At 69.6% G+C, this 26,290-nt stretch carries 25 protein-coding genes; 11 read left to right on the plus strand and 14 right to left on the minus strand.

The window, feature by feature from the left end:
- Positions 1-82: 82 nt before the first annotated feature.
- The 8 genes from ACQCX5_RS07640 to ACQCX5_RS07675 form a co-directional block, all read right to left on the minus strand.
- Positions 83-1,228 carry a ScyD/ScyE family protein gene (locus ACQCX5_RS07640; RefSeq protein ID WP_434541434.1) on the minus strand — a complete coding sequence of 382 codons (1,146 nt, stop codon included), beginning with the start codon at positions 1,226-1,228 and terminating at the stop codon, positions 83-85.
- Between the two features lie 305 nt (positions 1,229-1,533).
- Entirely contained in the window at positions 1,534-2,403 is an 870-nt protein-coding gene (locus ACQCX5_RS07645) for a metallophosphoesterase family protein (RefSeq protein WP_434541435.1), read from the minus strand.
- Between the two features lies 1 nt (position 2,404).
- Positions 2,405-3,136: a tyrosine-protein phosphatase gene (locus ACQCX5_RS07650; RefSeq protein WP_434541436.1), complete on the minus strand. Its 732-nt coding sequence runs from the start codon at positions 3,134-3,136 to the stop codon at positions 2,405-2,407.
- Between the two features lie 22 nt (positions 3,137-3,158).
- Complete coding sequence (locus ACQCX5_RS07655) at positions 3,159-3,959, minus strand: ABC transporter ATP-binding protein (protein ID WP_434541437.1); 801 nt, start codon at positions 3,957-3,959, stop codon at positions 3,159-3,161.
- Positions 3,952-4,794, minus strand: a complete 843-nt coding sequence (locus tag ACQCX5_RS07660; RefSeq protein ID WP_434541438.1) for an ABC transporter ATP-binding protein — start codon at positions 4,792-4,794, stop codon at positions 3,952-3,954. The genes ACQCX5_RS07655 and ACQCX5_RS07660 overlap by 8 nt, the downstream gene beginning before the upstream one ends.
- Positions 4,794-5,621, minus strand: a complete 828-nt coding sequence (locus ACQCX5_RS07665; protein WP_434541439.1) for an ABC transporter permease — start codon at positions 5,619-5,621, stop codon at positions 4,794-4,796. The genes ACQCX5_RS07660 and ACQCX5_RS07665 overlap by 1 nt, the downstream gene beginning before the upstream one ends.
- Positions 5,618-6,667: an ABC transporter permease gene (locus ACQCX5_RS07670; protein ID WP_434541440.1), complete on the minus strand. Its 1,050-nt coding sequence runs from the start codon at positions 6,665-6,667 to the stop codon at positions 5,618-5,620. The genes ACQCX5_RS07665 and ACQCX5_RS07670 overlap by 4 nt, the downstream gene beginning before the upstream one ends.
- Entirely contained in the window at positions 6,667-8,181 is a 1,515-nt protein-coding gene (locus tag ACQCX5_RS07675) for an ABC transporter substrate-binding protein (RefSeq protein ID WP_434541441.1), read from the minus strand. Before ACQCX5_RS07675 ends, ACQCX5_RS07670 begins: the two co-directional genes overlap by 1 nt.
- Positions 8,182-8,302: 121 nt before the next feature.
- On the opposite strand from ACQCX5_RS07675, the gene ACQCX5_RS07680 reads away from it, so the two are divergent.
- From ACQCX5_RS07680 to ACQCX5_RS07690, 3 genes are all read left to right on the plus strand, one after another.
- Positions 8,303-9,094: a GntR family transcriptional regulator gene (locus ACQCX5_RS07680; RefSeq protein WP_434541442.1), complete on the plus strand. Its 792-nt coding sequence runs from the start codon at positions 8,303-8,305 to the stop codon at positions 9,092-9,094.
- Between the two features lie 129 nt (positions 9,095-9,223).
- Entirely contained in the window at positions 9,224-9,586 is a 363-nt protein-coding gene (locus ACQCX5_RS07685) for an ArsR/SmtB family transcription factor (protein ID WP_434541443.1), read from the plus strand.
- A complete protein-coding gene (locus ACQCX5_RS07690; RefSeq protein WP_434541444.1) occupies positions 9,583-11,304 on the plus strand; it encodes a SulP family inorganic anion transporter in 1,722 nt (573 codons plus the stop codon). The genes ACQCX5_RS07685 and ACQCX5_RS07690 overlap by 4 nt, the downstream gene beginning before the upstream one ends.
- Positions 11,305-11,322: 18 nt before the next feature.
- On the opposite strand, the gene ACQCX5_RS07695 is transcribed toward ACQCX5_RS07690, so the two are convergent.
- From ACQCX5_RS07695 to mca, 3 genes are all read right to left on the minus strand, one after another.
- Entirely contained in the window at positions 11,323-13,383 is a 2,061-nt protein-coding gene (locus tag ACQCX5_RS07695; RefSeq protein ID WP_434541445.1) for a thioredoxin domain-containing protein, read from the minus strand.
- A gap of 438 nt (positions 13,384-13,821) precedes the next feature.
- Positions 13,822-14,013 (minus strand): hypothetical protein, encoded by a 192-nt coding sequence (locus ACQCX5_RS07700; RefSeq protein ID WP_434541446.1) that lies wholly within the window; start codon positions 14,011-14,013, stop codon positions 13,822-13,824.
- Positions 14,014-14,053: 40 nt separating this feature from the next.
- Positions 14,054-14,965, minus strand: a complete 912-nt coding sequence (gene mca / locus ACQCX5_RS07705) for a mycothiol conjugate amidase Mca (protein ID WP_434541447.1) — start codon at positions 14,963-14,965, stop codon at positions 14,054-14,056.
- 35 nt (positions 14,966-15,000) lie between these two features.
- Here mca and ACQCX5_RS07710 point away from each other — a divergent pair, with 35 nt between their 5' ends.
- Positions 15,001-15,429: a DUF4307 domain-containing protein gene (locus tag ACQCX5_RS07710; RefSeq protein WP_434541448.1), complete on the plus strand. Its 429-nt coding sequence runs from the start codon at positions 15,001-15,003 to the stop codon at positions 15,427-15,429.
- 54 nt (positions 15,430-15,483) lie between these two features.
- Positions 15,484-15,996 carry a transcription elongation factor GreA gene (gene greA / locus ACQCX5_RS07715; RefSeq protein ID WP_434541449.1) on the plus strand — a complete coding sequence of 171 codons (513 nt, stop codon included), beginning with the start codon at positions 15,484-15,486 and terminating at the stop codon, positions 15,994-15,996.
- Positions 15,997-16,104: 108 nt separating this feature from the next.
- Here greA and ACQCX5_RS07720 read toward each other — a convergent pair whose 3' ends face one another.
- Entirely contained in the window at positions 16,105-16,524 is a 420-nt protein-coding gene (locus ACQCX5_RS07720) for a DUF2089 domain-containing protein (RefSeq protein ID WP_434541450.1), read from the minus strand.
- Positions 16,524-17,531 carry a hypothetical protein gene (locus ACQCX5_RS07725; protein WP_434541451.1) on the minus strand — a complete coding sequence of 336 codons (1,008 nt, stop codon included), beginning with the start codon at positions 17,529-17,531 and terminating at the stop codon, positions 16,524-16,526. Before ACQCX5_RS07725 ends, ACQCX5_RS07720 begins: the two co-directional genes overlap by 1 nt.
- Before the next feature lie 97 nt (positions 17,532-17,628).
- Between ACQCX5_RS07725 and ACQCX5_RS07730 the strand changes: the two genes are divergently transcribed.
- Positions 17,629-18,321: a uracil-DNA glycosylase gene (locus ACQCX5_RS07730; RefSeq protein ID WP_434541452.1), complete on the plus strand. Its 693-nt coding sequence runs from the start codon at positions 17,629-17,631 to the stop codon at positions 18,319-18,321.
- On the opposite strand, the gene ACQCX5_RS07735 is transcribed toward ACQCX5_RS07730, so the two are convergent.
- Positions 18,242-18,799 (minus strand): GtrA family protein, encoded by a 558-nt coding sequence (locus ACQCX5_RS07735; protein ID WP_434541453.1) that lies wholly within the window; start codon positions 18,797-18,799, stop codon positions 18,242-18,244. The genes ACQCX5_RS07730 and ACQCX5_RS07735 overlap by 80 nt on opposite strands.
- Before the next feature lie 94 nt (positions 18,800-18,893).
- Between ACQCX5_RS07735 and msrA the strand changes: the two genes are divergently transcribed.
- From msrA to ACQCX5_RS07760, 5 genes are all read left to right on the plus strand, one after another.
- Positions 18,894-19,550, plus strand: coding sequence for a peptide-methionine (S)-S-oxide reductase MsrA (gene msrA, locus ACQCX5_RS07740; RefSeq protein ID WP_434541454.1), 657 nt, complete (start codon positions 18,894-18,896; stop codon positions 19,548-19,550).
- A 512-nt stretch (positions 19,551-20,062) separates the two neighbouring features.
- Positions 20,063-20,719: a DUF6891 domain-containing protein gene (locus tag ACQCX5_RS07745; RefSeq protein ID WP_434541455.1), complete on the plus strand. Its 657-nt coding sequence runs from the start codon at positions 20,063-20,065 to the stop codon at positions 20,717-20,719.
- 43 nt (positions 20,720-20,762) lie between these two features.
- Positions 20,763-23,057: a DUF5682 family protein gene (locus tag ACQCX5_RS07750; protein WP_434541456.1), complete on the plus strand. Its 2,295-nt coding sequence runs from the start codon at positions 20,763-20,765 to the stop codon at positions 23,055-23,057.
- Positions 23,057-24,202 (plus strand): VWA domain-containing protein, encoded by a 1,146-nt coding sequence (locus ACQCX5_RS07755; protein ID WP_434541457.1) that lies wholly within the window; start codon positions 23,057-23,059, stop codon positions 24,200-24,202. The genes ACQCX5_RS07750 and ACQCX5_RS07755 overlap by 1 nt, the downstream gene beginning before the upstream one ends.
- Positions 24,199-26,235 (plus strand): SWIM zinc finger family protein, encoded by a 2,037-nt coding sequence (locus ACQCX5_RS07760; protein WP_434541458.1) that lies wholly within the window; start codon positions 24,199-24,201, stop codon positions 26,233-26,235. Before ACQCX5_RS07755 ends, ACQCX5_RS07760 begins: the two co-directional genes overlap by 4 nt.
- The last annotated feature ends 55 nt before the right edge of the window (positions 26,236-26,290 follow it).

Here is a 26,290-nt window from a genome sequence, read left to right on the forward strand (position 1 = left end):
GGGGGACGATTGGGGGCAGAAGCTTTTGTCCGGGCGGGGTTTTCGCCACACGGTCATCAGTACAGGCCAGCAGTTGGGCAGGTCAGCCCAGCGCCACCCTGATCACCTGCCCGCCGCCGGCGAGCACCGACCCGGTGGTGACATAGGCCGCGCCGTCCCGGATCGCCATGCCGTAGGGCGCAAACAGCCCCTGCACGACCGGGGTCGCCGCGCCACCGCCGGCAGGGATCTTGACGAGCGACCCGATCGGGCCGTTGAGCAGGCCGTTCGCCGCGATCTGCACGGCATACAGCGAGCCGTCAGCGGCGAACGCCAGGTCGGTGACGTTCGTCAGCCCGGTCGCATACTGGGTCGGCGCTTCACCAGGCATGAACCGCCAGATCGAGGCCCCACCGGGTGGGAACGGGAAGCCGGTCAGCTGGCTGACGTAGTAGGCACCATCCGGCCCCTTGACGACCGACGTGGGCACGAACTGCATCGGGATCATGATCGTGCCGCCGGGCGTCTCGAACGGCACCAGCACGTCCGGGAACTCCGCGATGGTGTTCATCCGTCCCTGGTTGTCGGCCGTGACCACGGTGTTGCCACCGGCGTCGGCCACCACGTACTTCGAGCCGTCCTTGATCAACGAGGCGGGGTTGCTGTCGGGGTCGTTGATGGGGTTGGTCGCGGCCTCCTGGCCGGCGATGTCGGCGAGCACCGACCACTGGCCGGCCTTGGCACCGGCGACTGAACCCTGGACCAGCCCACCAAACCCGGTGGGGAGCGCAAGGGTGGCCCGGACAGCCGGGTCAGCGCCCAGCCCGACAGTGGCGACAAAGTTCGACCCGGTCACCAGCACAGCGCTGGGCCCGGAGGCGCTGCCACCCTTCTGCACAGCAGGGGGAATGTCGGCCGGCGGGGCCAACGACGGCAGCCCGGTGACCACCCGGCGCTGCGCCCACCCGTCCTTGGTGAGGGTGACCAACGTGATCGAGCCCGTGGGTCCGTAGCAGACCAGATTGCCCTCGCCGCCGACGAAGCAGGGCCCGTCGCCGCCCGTGCCGGACTCGGCGACATACAGGTCGCCGCTGGCGGTGAAGGACAGATGCCTCGGGTTGTTCAACCCGCTGGCGATCACTTGGACGTGAGCGTCTGCGCTCGCCGTTGTGGGTAGTGCGCCGAGGGTCACGGCGGCCAGCACCAGGGCGAGTGCGCCGCCGGCCAGGCGTGTGGAGAGGTGTTTCATGGATGGAACTCCTTGCGATGAGGGCACACAGCGCCAGCGCGGTAGGGCGGCGTTGGGTGCAGGCGCTGCTGGGGATGGCCGAGGGGCCATCATGATGATGGCGATGGGCATCGCCCACCGACTGGCGGGGCCGATCGCGGGGACCGCTGACGAGACCACGACCGCAGCGACGGGGCGGGTCATCAGAGGGGCATCCTGAAGGGGCAGTCAGCCGCGCCGAAGGGGCGGCATGAGGCCACTGTATGGTGCTGGCAGGCACAGCGCCAGAGGTGGCGCAACAATCCATAACGTCGTTCTGGTTTCGCTCACCCGCCGTCGGGCAAACCCCCACCAGGTTCGTCCGCAGCGCCGGCCATCTCGGCCACCACGCGCACCTTCTCAGCGCTGATCCGCAACACCAGCTCAGGCTCGTCCGCGCCCACCTGCACGAACCTGGTCGCGGACACCTCAGCCGTGTCGACCAGCGCCGCACCATGGCGCGCCACCGCCAACTCGGCACCAGGTTCGTCGTGGTCGGCGACCGTCTCGTTCGTGATGGCCGGCGCCACCACCACCGGCACTGTTTCCCCATGACCCGTACCCCAGCGACCCAGCCGCTTCAGGTGGTAGTGCCCGCAGAGCACCGCCGCCACCCCGGCCTGCGACACCCGGTCCGACCACTCCTCATGCCCGCGCAACCGCAGCGCATGGTGCAGCGGTGTCGGCGCCGCCAACGGCGGGTGGTGCTGCACGATCACGCGGTGCCCCGGCACCGCCGCCAGCTCGCGCAACAACTCGCCGAACCCCACTGGCATCGACCCGTGCCCGCGCCGCGGGGTCCTGGTGTCGGCCACCGCGACCACCCCACCGGCCACGTCAACCAGGCCGCGCGCAAAGTGCCCCGCCTCGGGCCGGTGCAGCCGGTCGTAGTGCGGGTTGTTGTCATGATTACCGGGCGCCCAGACCACGGGCACGCCGAGCCCGGCGGCGTACTCCCCCACCAGCCGGCCCGCCAGGTCGTACGACTCCGGTGAATCGTCGTTGCTGACGTCGCCCGAGACCACCACCACGTCTGCCCGGAAGTCGGCGGGCACCGCGGCCAGCACGTCACCGAGCCGTGCCACGGTGTCGACCTTGTCGTAATGCCAGGCGCCGTCCTTGGCCAGGTGGGTGTCGCTCAGGTGCAGGATGCGCATCTCAGTCCTCCAGCAGGTGGCGGGCCAACAGGTCCAGGTGGTCGGGGGTCAGCCCGCTGTCGAGCAGGAACTGCCGCGACCCGCCGCGCTCGTCGAACCGCTCCAGGTTGGCCGCCAGCAGTTCGACCGGCGACGCGGTCACCCTGTGCGCGGCCTCGCCGGCCATGTGCTCGTGGCCGGCGACCGCTGAAAGATCGGCCAGGTACTCCGCCCCGAGCAGCTGCGCCGACAGGTGGTAGTCGGCCAGGATCCGCTCGCGCGGCACCCCCAGCACGTCCTGGACGAGCGCGATCACGTTGCCGGTGCGGTCCTTGCCCGCGGTGCAGTGCACCAGCACCGGGTCGGGCAGCGCCTCGGCCACCACCGCGACAGCCGCCGCCAGCTGCCCCGCGAACCGGTCGAGCATGATGCCGTAGAGCGCGTCGAGGCTGTCCCACTCGAACGCGCCGAGCTGGTTGTCGAAGATGGGCACCCACCGCCACGCCAGGTCGCCGGGTGCGGCCGTGGGGGTCAGCACCCGTTCCGACTCGTCGCGCAGGTCGAGCACCGTGCGCACGCCGAGGCCCGCGAGGTCGTCCGCGATGCCGGGGTTGGGTGCCAACAGCGCGGACGAACGCCACAGCCGTTCGGGCCGCAGCCGGGGTGTGGCCTGGCCGCCGCCCACCCAGCGCAGGTTGTACAGGCCCGTCGGCATCTGGTCAGGCACCCGTTGGACGGGTTCGGTCGTGGTCACTGCTGCTCCTTCGTCATGCCCATCATCGTGCTTCGGGTTTGCGGGACTCGTCGAACCGCGGCACCGCGTCGACCAGTGCCCGGGTCACCGGGTGGGTCGGCGCGGTCAGCAGCCGCAGCGTCTCACCCTGTTCGACCACGGCGCCGTTGCTCATCACCATCGTCTGCGGGCACAGCCGCTGGACGACGCCCAGGTCGTGCGAGACCACCACCAGGGTGAGGCCGCGCTCGTCGATGATCCGCTCGAGCGTGGCCAGCAGTTCGGCCCTGACCGAGACGTCCAGCGCCGAGACGGGCTCGTCGGCCACCAGCACCTGCGGTTTGACCGCCAGCGCCCGGGCGATGGCGACGCGCTGGCGCTGTCCGCCCGACAGCTGGTGCGGGTAGCGCTCGGCCATCGCGGCGGCCAGGCCCACCTCGGCCAACAGCCCGGCCACCTCATCGGCCGACAACCGGCGCCGCTCGACCAGCCGCACCGGCTCGGCCAGGATCTCGCGCACCCGCATCGACGGCGTCAGCGACGAGTACGGGTCCTGCAGCACCACCTGCATGTGCCGACGCCATGGCCGCACGCCGAACCCACCAGCCACGACGGGTTCGCCCATGAACCGCACGGTGCCCTCGTCGGGGGCAGTCATGCCGAGCACCAGCTTCATCAGGGTCGTCTTGCCCGAGCCCGATTCGCCAATCACCCCCAGCGACGCCCCGCGCTCGACGCGCACGTCGACCCCACCCACGGCGACCGTCTGGCCGTAGCGCTTCACCAGCCCCGTGCCCTCGATCAGCGCCTCGCGGCCCTGCTCACTCATCGCCTGCTCACTCATTGCCCGCCCCCTGTTGCTGCCTGGCCAGCACCTCGCGCGCCCCGGCCAGGTCGAGCCCGGTCGACCGGGCGGCAGCGATGAGCCGGCGGGTGTAGTCGTGCTGCGGGTCGGCCAGCAGTTGCGCGGTGGGGGCCTGTTCGACCAGCACCCCGTGGCGCATCACCATCAGCCGCTCGCAGGTGGTCGCTGCCACGCCCATGTCGTGGGTCACCAGCAGCAGGGCACTGCCCAGCTCGGTGCACAGCCGCACCATCAGGTCGAGCACCTTGCGGGCCACGGTCGCATCGAGCGCGGTGGTCGGTTCGTCGGCGAGCACCAGCGCGGGCTCGCACGAGACGGCCATCGCGATCACGACGCGTTGCCGCTGCCCGCCGGACAGCTGGTGCGGGTAACGGTCGATGATGTGGGCCGGGTCGGGCAGCCCGACCATGGCCGCCAGCTCCACCGCCCGCGGCCGGGACTCGCGGCGCGTCACCAGCCCGTGGGCCCGCAGCGCGGTCACCAGTTGCGCGCCGATGGTCATCACCGGGTTCAGGGCGGTCATCGGCTCCTGGAACACCGAGCCGATGCGTCGTCCACGCACCCCACGTACCTCGCCGCGGCCCAGAGCCTGGCCGTCGAAGCGCACCGTGCCGGTGGTCTCGGCGATGCGGGGTTGCAGGCCCTGCACAGTCAGGCAGACCATCGACTTGCCCGACCCGGACTCGCCGATCAGCCCCACGCGTTCGCCGGCGCCGATGCTGAACGACACGTCGTCGACGGCCCGCTGGTCGCCGAACGTCACGCTGACCCCAGAGATCTCGAGCAGCCCAGTACTCTCCGCAAGCACGGTCATCACAGCTCCGATCGTGAGTCGAGGGCGTCGCGCAGTGCGTCGCCCAGCAGGTTGAAGGCCAGGGTCGTCCACACGATCACCAGCGCAGGCACGGCCAGCACTTCGGGACGGGTGTAGATCTGCGACTGGTGTTCGGCGAGCATCCGACCCCACGAGGGTGCCGGCGGCGGCGTGCCCAGCCCCAGGTAGCTCAGCCCGGCCTCGGCGAGTGCCGCGGCACCGAGCAGCTGCGTCATGCGCACCAGCAGGGTGGGTGTGACTTCGGGAAGGATGTGGCGGCCCAGCAGCCACAATGGCCCCGCGCCCGAGGTGCGGGCCAGCAGCACATGGTCGGTGCGCACGCTTCGCCGCAGCTCCGGCAGGATCGTCCGGGTGATCGTGCTGGTCGAACCCAGCCCGATCGCGGCGACCACACCCCACATTGAACCGCCCGCGAACGTGGCGATGATGACGGCAAGAATCAGCGTCGGGAATGCCACCGACAGATCGACGAGCCGTTCGAGCGCGGACGAGAGCCCACGCGGCAGGAACACCAGCAGCGCCCCGATGGCCACGCCCACCACCGTGGCGAGCGCGACCGCGAGCACCGAGGTGGTCACGGTCACCCGCGACCCGGCCATGATGCGCGACAGGGTGTCGCGGCCCAGCGCGTCAGTGCCGAGCGGGTGCTCCAGCGACGGGGACGACCACCGCAGCGGGACGTTGACGCCGAGGGGGTCGTGCGGGGTCCACACGAGCGAGACGAGCACCGTGAGCACGACCACTCCGGTCATGACCAGGGCGAGCACACCGATGGGGTTGTGCAGCAGTTTGCGCAGTGTGGTCATGAGCGCAACCTCGGGTCGAGCAGGTCCTGGGCGAGTGTCGCCAGCGCCATCACCACGATGATCATGGCGCTCAGCATCATCAGCACGCTCTGCACGGCCGTGATGTCGCGGGCGCTCAGGCTCGACAGCAGAAAGTTGCCGACGCCGGGCAGCGCGAACACCTGTTCGGCGATGACGGCGCCGGTGATCAGGCCGGCGAAGTCGAGGGCGATGACCCCCGACAGCGGCAGCGCCACCATGCGCCAGCTCTGGGCCAGTGCGCGCCGTCCCGACAGACCCTGGGCGCGGGCGGTGCGAATGTGGTCGTGGTGCAGCACGTCGACGGTGGCCGAGCGGACGAACCGCACCAGCACCGCGACCTGCGGGATGGTCAGGGTGATCACCGGCAGCACGAGCGAGCGGGCAGCGGTGACGGGGTCGTCCCAGCCGGCGGTCGGGAACCCCGTCGCGGGCAGCAATTTGGCGCGCACGGCGAACAGGTCGACGAGCAGGATGCCGACCACGAAGACCGGCACGGCCACCCCCACCTGGGTCAGCACCAGCAGGGCGCGTCCGAACCAGTCGTGGCGGCGCACCGCAGCCAGGGCACCGAGCGGCACGGCGATGACCAGCGCCAGCAGCAGCGACGCGACGGCCAGCGGGCCGGTCACGGCCAGCATGCGCATCAGCTGGCCGCTGATGGGCAGGTTCGACAGCTGCGAGACACCGAAGTCGAAGCGCAGCACGCCGCTGAACCAGTGCCAGTACTGCACGAACACGGGCCGGTCGAGGCCCAGCGAGACGCGGATGGCATCAATCTCTTCCTGGGTGGCCTCGGTGCCGGCCTTGATGGCGGCGAGGTCACCGGGAAGGTAGTGCAGCGAGAAGAAGATGACGACGCTGGCCAGCCACAGCGCCACCAGGGCGATGGCGATGTGGCCGAGCACCGAACGCCAGGGGCGTTGCGAGCGCTGCGAGGGTTGCGTCCGCGGCGCGACGGGGTGCCCCGCACCCGCGGGGGGCACGTGGCCCCCCGCGGGTTCGAGGCTGGTGGTGATGGACTGCATCAGGCCGACTTCGCGATGTCCCACACGTGGAACTCGGAGTTGATGCGGTTGGTGGGCATGCCGGTGACGGACTTCTTGGCCAGCACCGTCGTGGTGGGCGCATAGAGCCAGTCGCTGGCGGCGTCCTTGGCCACGATCTCGGACAGCGTCTTGAGGTGGCCGTAGGCCTCGTCATCGCTGGTCGAGGTGAACGCCTTCTTCATGGCGTCCTGGGCCTCGGCGTTGTCGTAGTTCCAGTAGTACTTCGGGTTGCCGTAGTAGCTGAGCGTCCAGGGGTCGACGTGCAGCACCATGGTGAGCTGGTAGTCCTTCTTCTGGTAGACGGTCTCGAGCCAGGTGGCGAACTCCATCTGCTGGATGTTCAGGGTGACGCCGATTTCCTTGTACTGGGCGGCCAGGTACTCGCTGATCTTGCTGTCATAGGTGTTGGCCACCTTGAGGGTCAGCGTCAGGTTCTCTTTGCCGGCCTCCTTGAGCAGCGCCTTGGCCTCGTCCTTGTTGTGGGCATCGACGCTGGTCAGGTCGGTGAACCACTTGTCATCGGGCACGCTCATCGAGCCGACCTTCTGGGCCTTGATGCCCAGGGCGGCGATCAGGCCGTCCTTGTCGACCGCCATGCGCAGCGCGCGGCGCACCCGCACGTCGGACAGGTTGGGGTCGGCATTGTTGAAGCCCAACGTCATCCAGCTGGCCGACGAGCCCTCGGTGGTGGTCACGTCAGCGTCGCCGGCGAAGCGCTCGATCATCTCGGCATTCGGCGAGGTGTGCACGTCGATCTCGCCGCTGGCAAGGGCGTTCGCGGCTGCGGCGGGGTCCTTGTAGTAGTGGAAGACGACCTGCTTGTTCTTCGGCTTGGTGCCCCAGTAGGCGTCGCGGCGGGTCAGTGTGATGGTGCTGCCCTGCTGCCAGTTGGTGACCTCGTAGGGGCCGGTGCCGTTGGTCTTCTGGGCCAGGTCGACGGCGTTCTTGGCGGGCAGGACGACGCCGACGTCAGTCGACAAGGTGTCGATCAGGCGCCAGTCGCGCTGCTTGAGGGTGATCACGACCTTGTCGTCACCGTCGGCCTTGATCGAGGTGACGGCGGTCAGGCGGCTGCTCGCGGTCTCTTCGGTGCCACCGCAGGCGGGGCCACAGGTCTTCGACAGCGAGGCGACCACGTCGGCCGAGGTCATCTTCTGGCCGTCGGTGAAGGTGACGTCGGGCTGCAGGGTGAACTCGTAGGTCAGGCCGTCCTCGGAAATCTTCCATTCCTTGGCCAGCAGGGGCTCGAGCTTGCCGTCATGGGTGCGGCGCACCAGGCCCTCGTAGACGTTGCCGAGTTCGAGCTGGCGCAGCGCGGCGCCGCTGGTGGTGGTCATGTCGAGCCCGGTGGGCTCGAGGGTGAAACCGACATGGACGGCGGCATCGGGGTTGGCCTCGCCGGTGGTGGTACCGGCATCGCCACCCGAGCCGCAGGCGGCCAGGGTGAGCGCGAGCGCCAGGGCGGCGGCTCCGCGAACGAGCTTCGACAGCATGCAGGACTCCTTGTGGTTACGCTTCTGTCTATTGGACATATAGATATCTAGATGACTTGGGTGACATCTAGGTGACAGGCACTCATCGAGCAACTGACGATCGACCCCCTCGGAGGTGAACATGACCGGCACCGGGCGCAAGCAGCCGCTATACCGGGTCATCGCCCGCGACATCTGGCGCACCATCGGCGAGCGCAGGCTCAACCCGGGCGAGGCCCTGCCGACCGAGGCCGACCTGGCCCAACGCTACGAGGTCAACCGACTGACGGTGCGACAGGCCATGGACGAGCTGCGTCGCGCAGGTGCGATCGACATTGTGCATGGCCGCGGCGCCTTCGTGGCCGAACGTCCGACGCTGGTGGAATTCGCCACCCGGGTGCACCCCGGCGACAGCGGCGAGTACTGGAGTTCACCCGGCGATGCCTCGTCGGGCTCCCCGGGGCATGCCCCCAGCCTGCGGCGGGTCACCGAGCAACTGCTCGCCCCGGCACCCGGGCGTCCGGACCGACTCGTTGAGGGCGCCGACCACCTGGGCGTCGGCGTGGACGAGGTGGTGGCGCTGCACACGCTGATGCACGATGCCGGGCAGCCCTGGATCACGAACACCTATGTGATCTCGACCGAGTTGGCGGGGGTCCGCGAGGCGTTCGTGCGCCATGGCCTGATGCGGGTGGCGCTGGCCGGGCTCAGCGACGGTCCGCTGGTGCACCACTGGCGCGCGTTCTCGGCGGCCGCCTGCTCGATCGACGACGCGGACGCCCTGGGGCTCGAGGTCGGGGCGCCTCTGCTGGTGCGCGAGGGCGTCATGGGCACGACCGACCGGCCACTGGTGTACGTGGTGCGGCGCATGCCGGGCGAGTCGGCGCGGTTCGTGTTGCACTACCTCGACCCGGCCTCGTCCGAGAATCATTGAGTGGTTTGACGTCAGATCCGACGTCAAACCACTCACTGTCGCGCGTTCCTGACCGGACGAGCACCCGCGCCGACTGCCCACCGCCGAGGTTGTGACACCAGCCCCTTCCAGTCATATGATGACTTCATCATGTCGCCATACTGGAAAGAGCGCCCGCTCTACGAGGTCAAGGCCGGACTGTTCCGCGGCCTGTCGCACCCCTTGCGCATCCGCATTCTCGAACTGCTCGCCGACGGGCGTGAACACACCGTCGCCGAACTGCTCGAGGCCACCGAACTCGAGGCCTCGCACCTGTCGCAGCACCTCTCGGTGCTGCGGCGCCACCGCCTGGTCGTCAGCGAGCGCAGGGCCAGCCACGTGTACTACCGGCTGCTCTCGCCCGCGGTGGCCGACCTGCTCAGCGTCGCCCGCCGCCTGCTGACCGAACTCGTCACCACCGAGGCCCAGCAGGTCGACGAGGTCGAGGCCCTGCCCAAGCTGCCCACCGCATGAGCGCCACCAGCCAGACCGACATGACCGACACGATTGCTGCCATCCCCGCCCGCAGGTCGCGCTCCTGGCGCACCCTGTTGCCCTCGCCCGCCGACTACAGGCAGTTGCGCACCACGTGGCGCAAAGACCTGGTGGCCGGCCTGACCGTCGGCATCGTTGCGCTGCCCCTCGCGCTCGGCTTCGGTGTCAGCTCAGGCGTCACTGCCGAGGCCGGCCTGGTCACCGCCATTGTCGCCGGCATGCTCGCGGCCTTCTTCGGCGGCTCGAACGTGCAGGTCTCGGGCCCCACCGGAGCCATGGCCGTGGTGCTGTTGCCCATCGTCGCCACCCAGGGCGCCGGCGTGGTGGCGACCATCGCCGTGATCGCGGGTCTGATGGTGATTGCCGCGGGTGTGCTGCGGCTCGGACGAGTGGTCTCGTTCATCCCCTGGCCGGTGATCGAAGGGTTCACCATGGGCATCGGGGTGATCATCGCCCTGCAACAGGTGCCGCTGCTCACCTCGGCGACCCAGGCCGGGGTCGGCGAGCACTCCTCGAACACGGTGATCGCAGCATTGCAGTCGCTCGCCGAAGCCGACCCGGGCTACCTGCCCTGGAGCCTCGCCACCGCCGGCATCGTCGCCGCCTGCATGCTGCTGGCCCCGCGCATCCACCCGGCGATCCCCGGGTCGCTGGTCGGCATCGTGCTGGTCACGGTCGTCGCGGCGCTGGTCGACACCCCGCTCGCGGTGATCGGCGCGCTGCCCCACAGCCTGCCGATGCCGTCACTGCCCCACCTCACGCCCGGCCTGCTCGTCCAGCTGTTGCCGGCGGCCGCCACCGTCGCGGCGCTCGCCGCGATCGAATCGCTGCTGTCGGCGCGCGTCGCGGCGTCCATGGACGACACCGGCCCCTATGACCCCGACCGCGAACTCATCGGGCAGGGCATTGCGTCGGTTGGTTCGGGATTCTTCGGCGGCATGCCCGCGACCGCCGCGCTGGCCCGCACGGCGGTCAACGTGCGTTCCGGTGGACGCAGCCGCCTCGCCTCGATGACCCACGCCGTGGTGCTGCTGCTGGTCGTGCTGGTCGCGGCCGGGCCGGTCGGTGCGATCCCGCTGGCGGCGCTCGCCGGCATCCTGCTCGTGACGGCGGTGCGCATGGTCAACATCACCACGGCGCGTTCGATCATGCGCTCGACCAAGGCCGATGCCTTCGGGTTCGTGATCACGTTCATCGTCACCCTGGCGTTCGACCTGATCGTCGCGGTCGTGGTCGGCATGGTGGTGCTGGGCGTGGTCGCCATCCGCAACATGGTGCGCGCCACCGATGTGAGCCGCGAACCGATCCGTGGTGACGACCAGCCCGGTGATGAGCAGATCGCGATCCTGCGCTTCGACGGACCGCTGATCTTCGCCTCGTCCGAAAAGGTCTTCGACGCGGTGATGCACATCGACGGTGTGACGGTCGTGATCCTGCGCATGTCGCAGCTCGAACTCATCGACGCCAGCGGTGCGCGGGTGCTCAGTGAGATCGTCGTGGGGCTCGAGCGGCGCGGCATCACGGTGCTGCTCAAGGGCGTGCAACCCGGCCATGAGCAGATCTTCCGCGCGGTCGGCGTGCTCGACTCACTGCGCCACCACAACCACCTGTTTGTGGCCATGGACGACGCGCTCGCCCATGCCCGCAGCCATGTGGCGCGGCGCCAGGCGGCGCTCGAGGGCCAGGGGGGCAGCTGACTCAACAGCAGCGCGGTCTCAGCAGCGGCTCCACAGCGGCGTCTTGAGTTCGGTGTAGCTGGTCACCGGCTCGAAACACACCGTGCCGCGGCACACATAGGCCGTGGGCTGCCCGTCACGCTGGGTGCGGTCGTTGAACAGGTGCCCGAATCCGGTCGTGCCGGCCGGGGCGGCGACGATGGCCGAGCCCGCGGGGGCCATGCGCCAGGCGGCCTGCACCAGCTGGTTCATGCGGTCGTCCTCGTCGACCACGATGGTGACGTCGGCCAGTTTCAGGCCGCGGCGGGCCTCGTCCATCACGAGCACGTCGGCCAGGCTCCAGCCGGCGAAGCGCGGCGCGGCGGCGACGGTGGCCCAGGTGGTGCGGGCGGCAGCGTCGGCACGTTCGCCGTAGCGGGCCTCGCCGGTCAACACGCCCACGGTGCGCAGCGCGGTGACCATGGTGGCGGTGCCGCTGGGGGTGGCGTTGTCGCTGAGGTCGCGGGGGCGGGCGAAGCGCAGGTCGTCCTCGCCCGCGTCGAAGAAGCCACCGTCGTCGGCGCTGAACAGTTCGTCGGCCTGGTCGACGAGCCATGCGGCCCGTTCGAGCCAGGTGGCATCGCCCAGGGCGCCGGCGAGTTTCGTGAAGCCCAGCGCAAGTGCGCCGTAGTCCTCGGTGACGGCCGGGGAATCGCCGGGGACGCCGTCACGGCTGCTGCGCCGCAGCTGCGGAACGTCGTTCTCGCCCTCGCCCGCATCGGTGACCAGGTGCACCGACCACACCGCGTCGGCGGCGCGGCGGGCCATCTCGACCCAGTCGGGGCGGTTGAACATCATGCCGGCGGTGACCAGCGAGTCGATGGCCAGGCCGTTCCACGAAGCGAGCACCTTGTCATCGCGGGCCGGACGGAACCTGCCGGAGCGCACCTCTTTCAGGCGGGGCACGATGCGGTCGAGCCTGGGCCAGTCGGTCACGTGGCGCAGCTGCAGCGTCGAGTTGCCGTGCTCGAACGTGCCGGTGGTGGTCACGTGGAAGACGTCGCGGGCGAACTCGGCGTCCTCTTCGCCCAGGGCGTCGACGAGCAGTTCGGGGTTCCAGACGTAATAGATGCCCTCGTGCACCGAGCCGCGGATGTCGACCGAATCGGCATCGAGCGATGAGGCGAAGCCGCCGTTCTCGGTGGTCATCTCGTCGCGCAACCAGTCGACGATGCCGAAGATCACCCGCTCGAACAGGGCCCGCTTGTCGGGGTCGTGGTCGGCGGTGCGGCGCCAGGCCCGGGCATAGGTGCCCAGCAGCAGCGCATTGTCATAGAGCATCTTCTCGAAGTGCGGCACCACCCAGCCCTCGTCGACCGAGTAGCGGTGGAACCCGCCCGCCAGCTGGTCGTGGATGCCCCCGCGTGCCATGTTTTCGCAGGTCAGCTGGGCCATGTCGAGGCTGGTCGGGTCGCCCTTGCCCAGCAGCGCGTCGAGCACCATCGCCGCCGGGAACTTCGGGGCACGGCCGAAGCCGCCGTGCAGCATGTCGTAGTCCTTGCCCAGTGCCTCGAGGGTCTCGCGCGACGTCGGCGGCTGCTCGGCGGGCTCGGGCACGGTGTTGAGCTCGGCGAGCTGGGCCGTGATCTGGTCGGCCGAGGCAAGCACGTCGGCGTGGCGCTGCTGCCAGGTCTTGGCGAGCGCGGTGACGAGCTGGGTGAAGCTGGGCAGGCCGTTCGCGGGCTCGGGCGGAAAGTAGGTGCCGGCAAAGAACGGCGCACCGTCGGGGGTCAGGAACACGGTCATGGGCCAGCCGCCCTGGCCGGTCATCGCCTGGGTGGCGTTCATGTAGACGGCGTCGACATCGGGGTGCTCTTCGCGGTCGACCTTGATCGAGACGAAGTTCTCGTTGAGCAGCTTGGCGACCTCAGGGTCGTCGAACGATTCATGGGCCATGACGTGGCACCAGTGGCAGGCGGCATAGCCGACGCTGAGCATGATGGGCAGGTTGCGTTCGCGAGCCTCGGCGAATGCCTCGTCCCCCCACGGCCACCAGTCGACGGGCTGGTGGGCGTGCTGCAACAGGTACGGCGAGGTGGCATCGGCCAAGCGGTTCGGCATGGGGCCAGCCTAGTGGGGGTGTCGATGGGGGCTGCCGTGAGGCCCATCCCCATGTGCTGCCAACCCACCTTGCCGCCAACCCACCCGGGCGGCCTGCCAGACCCCGAGGACGAGCCCAGCCCGCGCAACTGCGGCGTCCGGGGGTGGGGCTGACCTGCGATTGTGACACCCGCGCACGAAGTGCACGCCGCGAAGCCAGATCGAGCCGCACTCGTGACGCCAGCGCACGAAGTGCAGGTGCGGGGCTCGTCCGAGCACCGGTGGCCTGAGACCTCGGGGCACCCGGACACCCAGCGGCTGTCCGCTGCCCCAACAATGTTCCACAACTGGCACAAGAGTGACATTGCGGACCTCGCCATGTTCCAGAAGTCGGCTCTGGGGGACACTTGTCCCCACCGCAGGCAGGACCACACTCAGGGAGGACAACGCCCCCAGAACTCAGCTGCTCGCGTCCTCGTCCGGGCTCTTCGGCGACACCGGACGAGCAGCCTCACCGCGCGGCACCTCGGCATCCCGCGGCGCCTCGATGCCCCGCACATGCTTGCGCAGGTTGAAGTAGCCGATGATGATGAACACCACGACCACTAGCACCGCGATGAGGGCCAGCAGGCCAGAGTTCAGATCTCCCACACCGCGAACGTTACCGCAGCCGCCGCCGGCCAGACCCTCGTCAGATCGTCCAGTGGTCCGACGCCGCGCCCCGCAGCCGCTCCTCGTCATCACGCAGCCCCGCGAACAGGTCATCCTCGGGCAGGTCGGTCTCGACCGTGGTGTGCACCAGCTCGAAGTCCTCGGTCGGCCACACCCGACGCTGCAACTCCAACGGGATCGCGAACCACTGCCCGTCGGGGTCGATCTGGGTGCGGTGCGCCAGCAACGCCTTGTCGCGCACGTCGAAGAACTCGCCACAGGCCACCCGGGTGGTCACCCGGTCGCGGTAGTCCTTGTCCTGCCACTGGGCCAGCCGCTCGCGGAACGGTGAGTCGATGCCGGCCTCGTGCATGGCCTCGTCCAGTGCCAGGTAGCGGTCGCGGTGAAACCCGATCTGGTAGTACAGCTTGCTCACCTGCCACGGCTCGCCGAACTCCGGGTACAGGGCCGGGTCCGCAGCCTGCCAGTAGGCCTCGACGCTGATCCTGTGGCACATGATGTGGTCGGGGTGGGGGTAGCCACCGTTCTCGTCATAGGTGGTCATCACCTGCGGACGGAACTCACGGATCAGCTTCACCAACGGTTTGGCCGCCTCGACGGGGTCCACCAGCCCGAAGCAACCCCCGGGCAGCGGCGGCAGCGGGTCGCCCTCGGGATAGCCCGAGTCGACATAGCCCAGCCACACCTGGTCAATGCCCAGGATGTGCCGCGCCGTGTCCATCTCCCTGGCCCTGATCGACGCGATGTTCGCCCAGACCTCAGGCTCGTCCATCGCAGGGTTGAGCACGCTGCCACGTTCACCACCCGTACACGTCGCCACCATCACCCGCACGCCCTCAGAGACGTACTTGGCGGTGGTCGCCGCACCCTTCGACGACTCGTCGTCGGGGTGGGCATGGACGTGCAGCAATCGCAGGCCGGAGTCGGACATGCGCCCAATCATGCACCAGCTAGGCTGGTCGCACCATGAACGCCAGCCCCACCGAGACCTCCGCAGGCATCACCGCAGCCGACCGCGCCCGCGTCGCGGCACGCTACCCGAAGAAGCGCTCAACGCTTCCGCTCACGGTCATCGGCGTGGTGCTGGCAGTCTCGCTGACGGTGTGGGCCTATTGGACGGGTTCATACCGCGACAACTCCGAGGTCTCGGGGCAGCTCTTTGGCTACTCCGTCATCAGTGACACCCAGATCGACGTGGTGCTGCGCGTGCACCGGGACGACCCCACAAAGGCCGCCACCTGCGATGTCAAGGCGCAGGCCCCCTCGGGTGAGACCGTCGGCGAGCTGGCGGTACCGATCGCCCCGGGTGGCCCGAACGACAGTGAGGTCAAGGCATCGCTGAAGACCTACCTGCGCGCCCACACTGCGATCCTGGGTGAGTGCCGCACCGCCTGATTGCGCCCGCGAGCCCGTTTAGCGCTTTCTGGGGTCTCGGGCTAGGATTGTCCGATGTCTGTGAACACACAAAACGTCGTCTGGCTCACCCAGGAGGCCTTCGACAAGCTCCAGGACGAGCTTGCCTACCTCGAGGGACAGGGCCGTGAAGAAGTCACCGCCAAGATTGCGGCAGCCCGTGAAGAAGGTGACCTGAGCGAGAACGGCGGCTACCACGCAGCCCGCGAAGAGCAGGGCCAGATGGAGGACCGCATCCGCGTGCTGAAGGACAAGCTGTCCAAGGCACAGGTCGGCGCCGCACCGGCGCACGATGACGAGGTCTCTCCCGGCCGGCTGGTGACCGTCGCCTACTTCGGCGACGAGGATGACACCGACACCTTCCTGCTGGGCAGCCGCGACCTGCTCGACCTCGACGACTCCGTCAAGGACCTGCAGGTCTATTCACCGCAGTCGCCGATCGGCGCGGCCGTCGTGGGCCGCCGGGTCGGGGACGAAGTCGCCTATGCCGCACCCAACGGCAAGAAGGTCGAACTCACCATCATCAAGGTGGAGCCCTTCAGCGGATAAGCCACTCCCCGTCGCAGACACGACACGGCGCCCGCATTCACGATGCGGGCGCCGTGTTGTTTTGCTGTCTGCGCCATTGTTGTCGCGTTGTTCACGAAGGCAGCGGGTTCACGAAGGCAGCGACGCGATGATCCGCTCACCCTCTACCGGGGTCAATGCACCCGATGCGACTTCGCTGAGCACCTGCTCACGGGTCAGCGGCGAGTCATCGGCCGAATCACCGCTCAACCCCAGACTGACCAGCAACGACGTCAGCCGCAGCCGCGCGGTCGGGTACGAGACGCCCAGGTGCTTCTCGACCTCTTTGAGGTTGCCGCGCGACGCCAGAAAGACCCGCAGCAGGTCGAGCTCGGCATCAGACAGTGCACAGAACTCACACCGGGCGAACTCGCCCACCAGCTGGGTGCCGCAGCCGTGGCAGCCGAGGCTGGTGATGGCGAGTTCCTTGCCGCAGACCGGGCACTCAGCCGGTGCCCGGTGGGCTTCGTCTGCCGGTTCGGACGAGTGGCGGTGCTGGTGGCGACTCATCAGGCCTGCCCCGTCTGTTCATGCTCACGCACCGACGCATACCCCATGACCACACCGATGTCGAGGCGTGCAGCCCCATTGCCGACGACGTACTCATCGACCGAACCGGTCTGCTCACCGGGCCACGACACGCGGCCCAGCTGGGTCTCGGCACGCACGGCGACGTTGGCATCCTTGCCGAGCACGATGGTCAGATTGCCCGACTCGACGCGCACCCGCGAACGGCCCTGCTTCAGGTCACCGCGCACCGTGGCCGACCCGGCCTGGACGAGCGCATCGGTCACCTCGACCACGTCATTGAGGGTGGCGCCCCCGGCAGTGACGCGCACCTTGCCAAGCACCGGCACCTTGCTGGTGTGCAGGCCACCGGCCGTCACCTCGACGTCGACGGGGATGTTCGGGTTGACCTTGATCACCAGCTCTTTGCCGGTCGCCATGGTGCGCAGGTCGTCGACGCTGCGCGGCGGTCGGATGATGCTGAAGCTGCCGAAGCTGGGCCCGATGTCGCCATCGCTGGTGACCTCGAGCGTCTTGCCCGAGCGGCGCAGCACATGCGGGCCGGAGGCCGACAACGTCGCCACCGAGGTGTCACCGATGATGCGCACACGGCGTCCGACCGCACGCACGACCACCTTGTCGACCCCCTTCGAACCGGCGGGGCGGGGTGATTCGAATTCGGGTTCCTCGATGATGGGCTCGTCGACGATGCGCTCCTGGTCGTCCGCGGGCACCTCTTCGACGACTTCGGCGTCGTCGACCTCGTGCTCAGGGCGCCTGAAGTCGTCACGGGCGTACTTGGCCCACTGTGGACGATCGTCGTCCGGTGTCTGGCCGTCCGAATCGGCGTGGTGCGGCTCGGGGGTGGGCTCCTCGGCATCGGTGGGGGGCTGGTCAGTGGGGGGCTGGTCAGTGGAGGGGGTCTGGAGTGCATCCAGACGTTGGCCGGCCTCGGCGATGTCGATACGGCCGGCGGCAAGGTCTTCCAGGATCGAGTGCTTGTCGCTCATGCCACAAATGTAAACTAGCTCTTTGCATCTTGGAAGTGATGGATTGCCATTCTCAGGGTGGGTTCGGGGTACAGTGCGGCTGGGGCAGACTGATGCCGTGACTGCACGCCCCCTGCGCGACATCATCGCCCCCGACTGGGCCGAGGCCCTGGCCCCGGTCGAACCGCTGGTGCATGAACTCGGCGAGTTCCTGCGGGCCGAAGTGGCCGCCGGCCGGGGCTACCTGCCGGCCGGCCACCAGGTGCTGCGGGCGTTCACGCGTCCGTTGGCCGACGTGCGGGTGCTGGTCGTCGGGCAGGACCCTTATCCCACACCCGGGCACGCCGTCGGGCTGTCCTTCTCGGTCGACGCCCACGTGCGTCCACTGCCCCGCAGCCTCACCAACATCTACACAGAACTGGACGACGACCTCGGCATCACGCCCAGCGCACACGGCGACCTCAGCGCCTGGTTCGACCAGGGCGTGCTGCTGCTCAACAGGGTGCTGACGGTGCAGCCGGGAGCGGCCGGATCGCATCGCGGCAAGGGCTGGGAACAGGTGAGCGAATGCGCCATCGAGGCGCTGGTCAACCGCGGTGGCCCGCTGGTGGCGGTGCTCTGGGGACGCGACGCGCAGGCACTGACCCCCATGCTGCGCGACGTGCCGATCATCGCCAGCGCACACCCCTCGCCGCTGTCGGCGCGGTCAGGATTCTTCGGTTCGAAGCCCTTCAGCCGCGTGAACCAGGCCCTGGCGAAACAGGCAGCGGAGCCGGTGCGCTGGCAGCTTCCAACGCTGCCACCGGGGTGACGGGCGCGGGGGTCCGCCGCCGACCGAAGACCCAGAACCGCGACAGCAGGTAGATGTAGGCGCCCTCGATCAGGGCCGCAGAGACCCGCGCCACCTGGTACTGCACGCCCAGCACCTCGAGAAGCGTCGAGAATCCGAGGATCCAGATCACATAATTGCTGACCACCACGAAGGTGTAGCGCGCCGACTGGCGGGCGGCCTGTCCGTGCGAGCGGAAATTCAGCACCTTGTTGAGCACGAACGCGAGCAGGCTCGCCCCGCCGTAGCTGATGCTGACCGCCACCGGGTAGGGAACGTGGCCGACCCCGTGGGTCAGCGACAGCAGCAGCATGTCGACACCGAAGGTGAAGCTGTTGATGATCGCGAACCCGATGAACGTGCGCGGGATGCGGCGCAGCACACCCGGCAGCCACGAGTGGATGGCCCCCACGACCGCACCGAAGCCGTGCTCGGCTCTCAGGCGTAACGAAGAGGTCATGGGTAGAATTATGACGCGGTTGGGCAAGTGGTTGAGGTCGGGCCCCAAATTGACCCCCCGACCTGCGCGAATGGCGAGAACGAAAGGTGCGATCATGTGGCGAACCCTCACGACCAGAACCACGATGGTGAGCCCGGACGAGGCACTGCCGGGTCGCGATCACCCTGCGCTGGCCATGCCCTTCTTCCACCGGGTGTTGGGCCACAGGCTCGACCATGAATTTCCCGGCAGCGAAAAGGCATACTTCGCGATGGGCTGCTTCTGGGGTGCAGAGCGCATCTTCTGGCAGCTTGACGGGGTGCTGGTGACCTCGGTGGGCTACATGGGCGGGTACACCGAGAACCCCACGTATGAAGAGGTGTGCAGCGCGCGCACCGGGCATGCCGAGACCGTCGAGGTGGTCTTCGACCCCGCCCGGCTGGGCTATGCCGAACTGTTGCGGGCCTTCTTCGAGAACCACGACCCGACACAGGGGCCGCGGCAGGGCAACGACATCGGCACCCAGTACCGCTCGGCGATCTTCACCACCACCCCAGAGCAGCAGGCCGCGGCCCAGCAGTTCATCAGCGCCGTGCAGCCCCGGTTCACCGAGAAGGGGTTTGGCGTGATCACCACCGAGGTCGAACCCGCGGGTGCTTACTACCTGGCCGAGGACTACCACCAGCAGTACCTGGACGAGAACCCCGGCGGCTACTGCAACCACGGGCCCAACGGCGTCAGCTGCCAGGTGGGCGTGGTCGACCTCGGCTGAGGTGCGGCCTCGTCCGCGTGTTGGCAGCCATCAGCACAGCTGACGTTGACGCGAGGGGGTGACGGCCTGCTATCGACGGGGATGTCGAACGCTCGCGGGCGTGGCCACGCTCCCCCTTGGGGCATGCCGCTCCCCTTCAAGTGCGCGCCGCACCCTTTCGGTCCATACCGCTCCCCCTGCGGCCGGGTACGAGGGGAGCGGCGTGCCCCGCAAAGGAGCGTCGTGTACCGCAGGGGGAGCGTCACGCCGCCCAGCGTCACGCCCAGGCCAATGAGCGGGCCCAGCGCATGCCTCGTCCCCCCACACGACGCCGCGGATCTGACAAACAAGTAGCCAGCGGCTCGCTGACGCGCGTCACCGACCCGACAGCGGCCGCGGATTGCTTCTTTCTCAAATCTGCCGCGTGCGCCACGAGGACGACGTGAGCACCGCAGGTGAACATCTGGTGACCCGGGTGGCGGCTGACCCGTCGCTGCGGCAGGCTCATGGCTACCACCCGGTGAGAGGAAAACATGTCAGAGCTCAGCCCCCAGGCCCAGGCCTTTCTCGACAACAGGGACGTCGACTGGGTCATCGACGAGGTGCGCCAGCGCATCATGACCGGTGACCTGGACGACCTGGACGTCACCGCCGACCTGCTGCTCGAGGGCGCCGAGCAAGAAGATGCCTCGCTCGACGATGAGACCGCCGAGGAGCTCACCACCCACCTGTGGGCCGAGTCGCTCGACACCGCCGAGGAATGGGCCGACAGGACCACCGACGTCGACCGCGTCATGGCCGCGTTCGAATCGCTGGTCGAACAGGACATCAGCGTCGGCGTCTTCGTCGACTGGCCCGAGATGGAACTGCAGGACGACGACCGCGGTGGTGTCGTGATCTGGGTCAACGAGTGGGAGCGCATGTCGTGGACCGAGACCACGGAAATCGCGATCCACTTCGCCGGTGTGACCAGCAGTGATGCCGAGATCGGCCAGGCACTCTTCGACGCCCTGACCGCCGCCGGCCTGAAGCCGGGCGCTCCCCAGGACGGCTCCCTGGCGTTGCCAGTGCTGTGGCAGTGGCACGTGAGTGACCCGGACGACGAGGACTTCGACGACGAGGAGGAGTTCGACGACGCTGACCCTGACAACGACGACCTCGCCAACAAGGACCAGCCCGACCTGCGCTGAAGACAGTCCCACCCCCAACCCCTCGGCACGGCAGAATGTGCCCATGACCGAGGCGGACGAGCACACGGCGCGCGTCGAGTTCTTCGGTGTGCGCCACCATTCCCCCGCGGCGGCGCGGCTCGTGGCCCAGCGCGTCGCTGCCGACCCACCCGCCGCGGTGCTGATCGAGGGACCCTCGGAGTTCAACGACCAGCTCGACCAACTCGTCCTGCCCCACGAATTGCCCGTGATGATCTATGCATGGGCACCGCGGCAGCCCAACGCCGAACCAGGCACGCCCGAGTGGGGTGAGCGCCGGGCGGGCTACTACCCGTTGTGCGACTATTCCCCCGAGTGGCAGGCGTTCGTGGCGGCAGACCGTGCCGGGGTGCCCGTGCGGTTCATCGACCTGCCGTGGCTGGGGGTGGTCGACCTTGCCCAGTCCGAGAACCGCTTCGCCGAGCCTCAGCCCGACCCGAGCGACCACAAGGCGTTCGAGCGGCTCACCCGCGCGCTCGGTGTGGAGACCATCGATGTCGTCTTCGACGAGCTCTTCGAGATCGACCCCGACCTGGGCCTGCCCACCCTCACCCAGCGCATGCAGTTGGTCGGCTCGCTGCTGCGCCGCACCCCCGAGGACGACGAGACCCAGCAGCGCGAATCATTCATGGCGGCCCGCATCGCCGAGGCACTGGCCGAAGCCCCCACCGGCACCGTGCTGGTCGTCTGCGGCGCCGCCCACATCGACGGTCTGCGCGCCGCGCTGGCACACCCCGGCCCAGCCGTTGAGGTGCATCGTCCCGCACCCGGCGACGAACGCTACGGCATCGCCCTGACCCCCACCTCGTACGCCGCCCTCGACGCGCTCGACGGCTACAACGCGGGCCAGCCCACGCCCGGCTTCTATGACGCCGTGTGGCGCGACCGGCTGGCCGGGCGCACCGACACCGTCGAACGACTGCTGCAGGTGGTCGCGGCCGACCTGCGGGCTGCCGGGCAGTTCGTCTCGCCCGCCGACCTGATCGCGGTGCTCGCGACCGCCCGCGGGCTGGCCCAGCTGCGTGGTCACGTCGTGTTGTGGCGCACCGACCTGCTCGACGCGTTGTCGAGCGCGCTCGTCAAGGACGACGCGGGCGACGACCATCCGTTGCTGCACCGGGTGCGCCTGGTGCTGAGGGGCGACCGGCTGGGCCGGCTGGCCCCCGGCACGAAACAACCCCCGCTGGTCACCGAGATCACCACTGCGCTGCGGGCGCACGGGCTCGTCCCCGACCCCACGCCACGACGCGAACAGGCCGACCTCACCGACCGTGCGGGGCTGTCCCGCTCACGCCTGTTGCACAGCCTGGCGGTGCTCGAGGTGCCGGTCGCAGACCTGCTCGCCGGCGCCGAGTCGGACGGCGTCGAGACGTGGCGGCTGGCGTGGTCACCCGAGTACGAGGGCAGCCTGGTGGTCGCCTCACGGTTCGGCGCCACGGTCGAGGCGGCCGTGACGGCCCGGCTGCTTGATGAGGCCCGCACCGCCGACGACGACCCCCGGGCCACTGCCGCGGTGCTGCTCAAGGCCGCGCTGTGCGGCGTCGAGTCACTGTCGGCAGCATTCCAGGCACGCACCGCACGGGTGCTGGCCACCAGCGGCGACCTCGCCGGGGTGGGTGCGGCGCTCGACCTGCTCATGCGGCTCTATCGCTACGACCCGCTGCTGCGCACGACGGGCCGCACCGACCTGGGCACGCTGGTGCAGGTGGCCTTCGGCCGCTGCTGCCGCCTGCTCGAGCGCCTGGGCCACACCGCCGACGGCCCGGCCACCGAGGGCATCGTGACGGCCATCAAGGTCGCGACCGACACCCTGGAACGCACGGCCACCGTGCTCGACCTCGACGCCGACGACTGGGACAGTGCACTGGCGACGGTGCTGGACGACACCGACCAGGCCGCCGAACTGCGCGGGGCCGCCCTCGGCGGGCGCTGGCTGACCAGCGCCATCGACGACGGCGCCCTCGCTGACGGGCTCGCCAGGGTCTCGACACCGGACCAGCTGGGCGATTTCGTCGCAGGGCTGCTGACCGTGGCCCGGGAGTCAGCGCTGCGTCGGCCCACCCTGGTGCAGCGGCTCGACGACATCGTCACGGCCCTGGGCGATGACGAATTCCTGTCTGCCGTGCCGGGGCTGCGTCGGGCATTCAGCCGCTACCCACCGCGCGACCGTGACCGGGTCGCACGGGTGCTGCTGGGTGAACTGGCCGCCGAGGCGCTGGCACCGTTCGTCGGCACCACCGCCGAAGCGGTCGAGGTGGCCGCGTTCGAGGCCGACCTGGCGGCCACGATCAGCGCGCTGCTCGGTGAGGGGGTGCTGTGATGGCCGACCCCGTCCACAACCCCGAACCCACCCCCACGGACGCCACCCGCCGGCAGCGCTGGCGGCTGGTGCTCGGTGAGGGCTCGGAACGGCTGGGCGAGCTCACCGGCGAGCAGGCCCAACGAGACCGCGCCCTGGGCTTTCTCTACGACCGCGAAAGCACTGCTGACCGCGAGGGCGGCACCCGGGGCGGTGACGGGCCGTCGATGCTGACGGTGCCGCAATGGGTCAACGACGTACACACCCTGTTCCCGCGCCAGACCATCGACCTGCTGCAGCGCGATGCCCTGGAACGCTACGGAATGATCGAACTGGTCACCGACGAACAGCTGCTGGACCGCGTCGAACCTTCCGAGACACTGCTCAAGGCCGTGCTGGCCACCAAGCACCTGATGAGTGACCAGGTGCTGGCAGCGGCCCGCCAGTTGGTGCGCCGCGTCGTGGACGACCTGGTCGCCAGAATGCGTCCACGCATCAGGATGGCGCTCACCGGGCGCCGGCACCCGCACCGGCGCAGCCGGTTCAAGGTCGCCAGCAACTTCGACCCACGCGCCACAATCAGGGCGAACCTGAAGCATGTCGACCCGGCCACCGGGCGGCTGGTGATCCGCGAGCCGCTGTTCAGCGCCCGCACCGTGCGCGAGTCGGAACGCTGGCAGGTGATCATCGCCGTCGACCAGTCGGGCTCGATGCTCGATTCGGTGATCCACAGCGCCGTGACCGCATCGGTGTTCGGTTCCATCCCCGCGCTGCGCTGCCACCTGGTGGCCTTCGACACCGAGGTGGTCGACCTCACATCCGACGCGGCCGACCCGGTCGAGACCCTGATGCGGGTGCAACTGGGTGGCGGCACCGACATCGGCAAGGCGGTGCGTTATTGCGCGCAGCTGGTCACCGAGCCACGGCGGGCCATGGTCGTGGTGATCACCGACCTGTACGAGGGTGCCGCGCAGGGCAACCTGGTCTCGACGGTCACCCAGCTGTGCCAGCAGGGCACCCGGGTGCTGGTGCTGGGCGCCCTGACCGAGGACGGCCACAGCGACTGGGACAAGGCCCTGGGTGCCCGGCTTCAGGGGGTCGGCGCCCAGGTCGGCGCCATGACCCCGCACCACCTCGCCGAATGGGTCGCCGAGGCCATCCGATGACCCGCCCCGACATCCTCGCGCTGTCGGCGGGGGCCCTGGCCGACCTGACGAACAAGGGCACCCTGCGCCGGGCGCAGAAGCAGGTCGACGACCCTGCCACCAGCTGGACGATCACCGAGTCGGCCACCAGTGACGTGCACGTCGAGTTCGACGACGCGACCCGCTGCGAGTTGGCGGCCGGGCAAGCCTTCGCTGACTGGACATGCAGTTGCGCCGCAGCCCAGGAGTGCCGCCACCTGGTGGCAGCGGTGCTGGCCTACCAGCGGGATGCGGGCCTCACCGGCGCCGAACCGGTGGCCGCCGGGCCCGCCGACAAGGCACCCAGCACTGCCATCCCCGCCGCGCACGAGCAACTGCCCTATGAGCAACTACCCCATGAGCAACTGCCCCACGAGCAACCCGCGACGCCCTTCGACCCCGCCCACATCACCGACGAGGCCCTGGCTGCCGCGCTCGCCCCGGCCACCCTGCGAGCTGCCGCCGCACTCGTCGCGGCCGGGCCCCTGGCCCACGTCGGCACCAGCGCCGGCATCAACATCGTGCGGCTGCACCACCCGGTCGGGGTCACCGTGCGCTTCCTGGCGGGCGCCGACCTGGCCTACGCCCGCTGCAGCTGCCGTCGTCCTGACCCGTGCCTGCACGTGCCGGTCGCCGTCGCCGCGGCCCGCGGCACCACCCACGGCCAGTCCGGGCTGCGCGCAGCGCCGACAGCCGAAGCGTGGCAGCCCGACCCCCAGGTGCTGGACGAGGCACGACGACTCACCGAAGAACTCATCCGGGTGGGGGTCGAGGCCAGCCACCGCGCGCTGCTGGGCCCATGGCAGCGGCTGGCCCAGCGCGCCTCCGCCGCCCAGCTGCACCACGTGGCCGACCTGGTCGACGAGATCGGCGAAGAGGCGGCCCGCTACTCAGGTGCGGATGCCCGCTTCGACCCGGACCGGCTCGTGGCGCTGTGCGGCGAACTGCTCACCCGGGCCGCATCACTGCGTGGCCACCATCCCGGGCGGGTGCCGGACCGGCTCGTGGCCGGTGCGGCCGCCGAGGCCGAACCGGTGGGCCGGGCCAAGCTGGTCGGCATGGGCACCGAGGTCATCGAGTCCGGCGACCGGGTGCGGCTGATCGTCCACCTGGTCGAGGCGCGTTCGGGTGCGCCGCTGCGCGTCACCCGCACCCTGGACGACCCGCAGCTGCGTGACGGCTGGCAGTTGGCCCGGGGCACGCTCGGCAGCATCCCGTTGCACCAGTGGGGTTCGGGGCAGGTGATGACCACGTCGGGCAACATCAGCGGCCACGGCGAGTTCAGCCCGGGCAACCGACGGGTCACGGGCATTCCCCATGCGGCGCTTGACCAGGTCGGCGCACCGTTCCGGGTGGGGTCGGTGGCCGAACTGGCCGCGCAGCAGTCGCGGTTGCCGGTGGTGCTCGACGACCGGTCGGCCGGCACCGACCTGGCCGCGTGCCGGTTCGTGGCGATCGACGAGGTGGCAGTGGTGCCTGCGCTGGGCCGCCTCGAGGCGGTGCTGGTCGATGCGGCCGGCGATCGGGCATTGCTGGCATTGCCGCTGACCCCTCGCGTGCGGCCCGGTGCCGGACGCACCGCCGACCTGCTGCGTCGCTGGCAGCAGTCAACCCCGGACGACCTGCACGTGTCGGGCCGCTGGCGGTGGACACCGCGCGGGCCGGTCGTCACGCCGCTGTTGCTGGCGGGCGCGCACGAGTCGGTGCAGCCGTTCGTCGCCGAGCCGCTGCCCGAGGCGGGGCAGCTGGCGGGCGAGGCGATCGTGGACGATGGCGACCTCACCAGTCCTGCCGCGGTCGTGCGGGGCCTGGACAAGGCGCTGGGCGAGACATTGGTGGCAGGCCTCGACCGGTTGGGGGGCGACCCGCAGGTGTGGCCGGCGCTGGCCCGGCACCTGCGGGCTGCGGGCAGCGCGCGGCTGGCCGACCTCGCTGAGGTCGTCGCCCGGCAGAGGTCGGCCACGGCCGTCGCCCGGCTCCTGGTGGCGGCCAGCATTGCTCGTCCCATGGTGTGACGACCACACTTGCCTGGACGGACACCCCTCACGGCGACCCGGACCGTTCCTAGAC

Origin of the sequence: Aestuariimicrobium sp. G57 (genome assembly GCF_050110855.1) — a bacterium.
GTDB lineage: Bacteria > Actinomycetota > Actinomycetes > Propionibacteriales > Propionibacteriaceae > Aestuariimicrobium.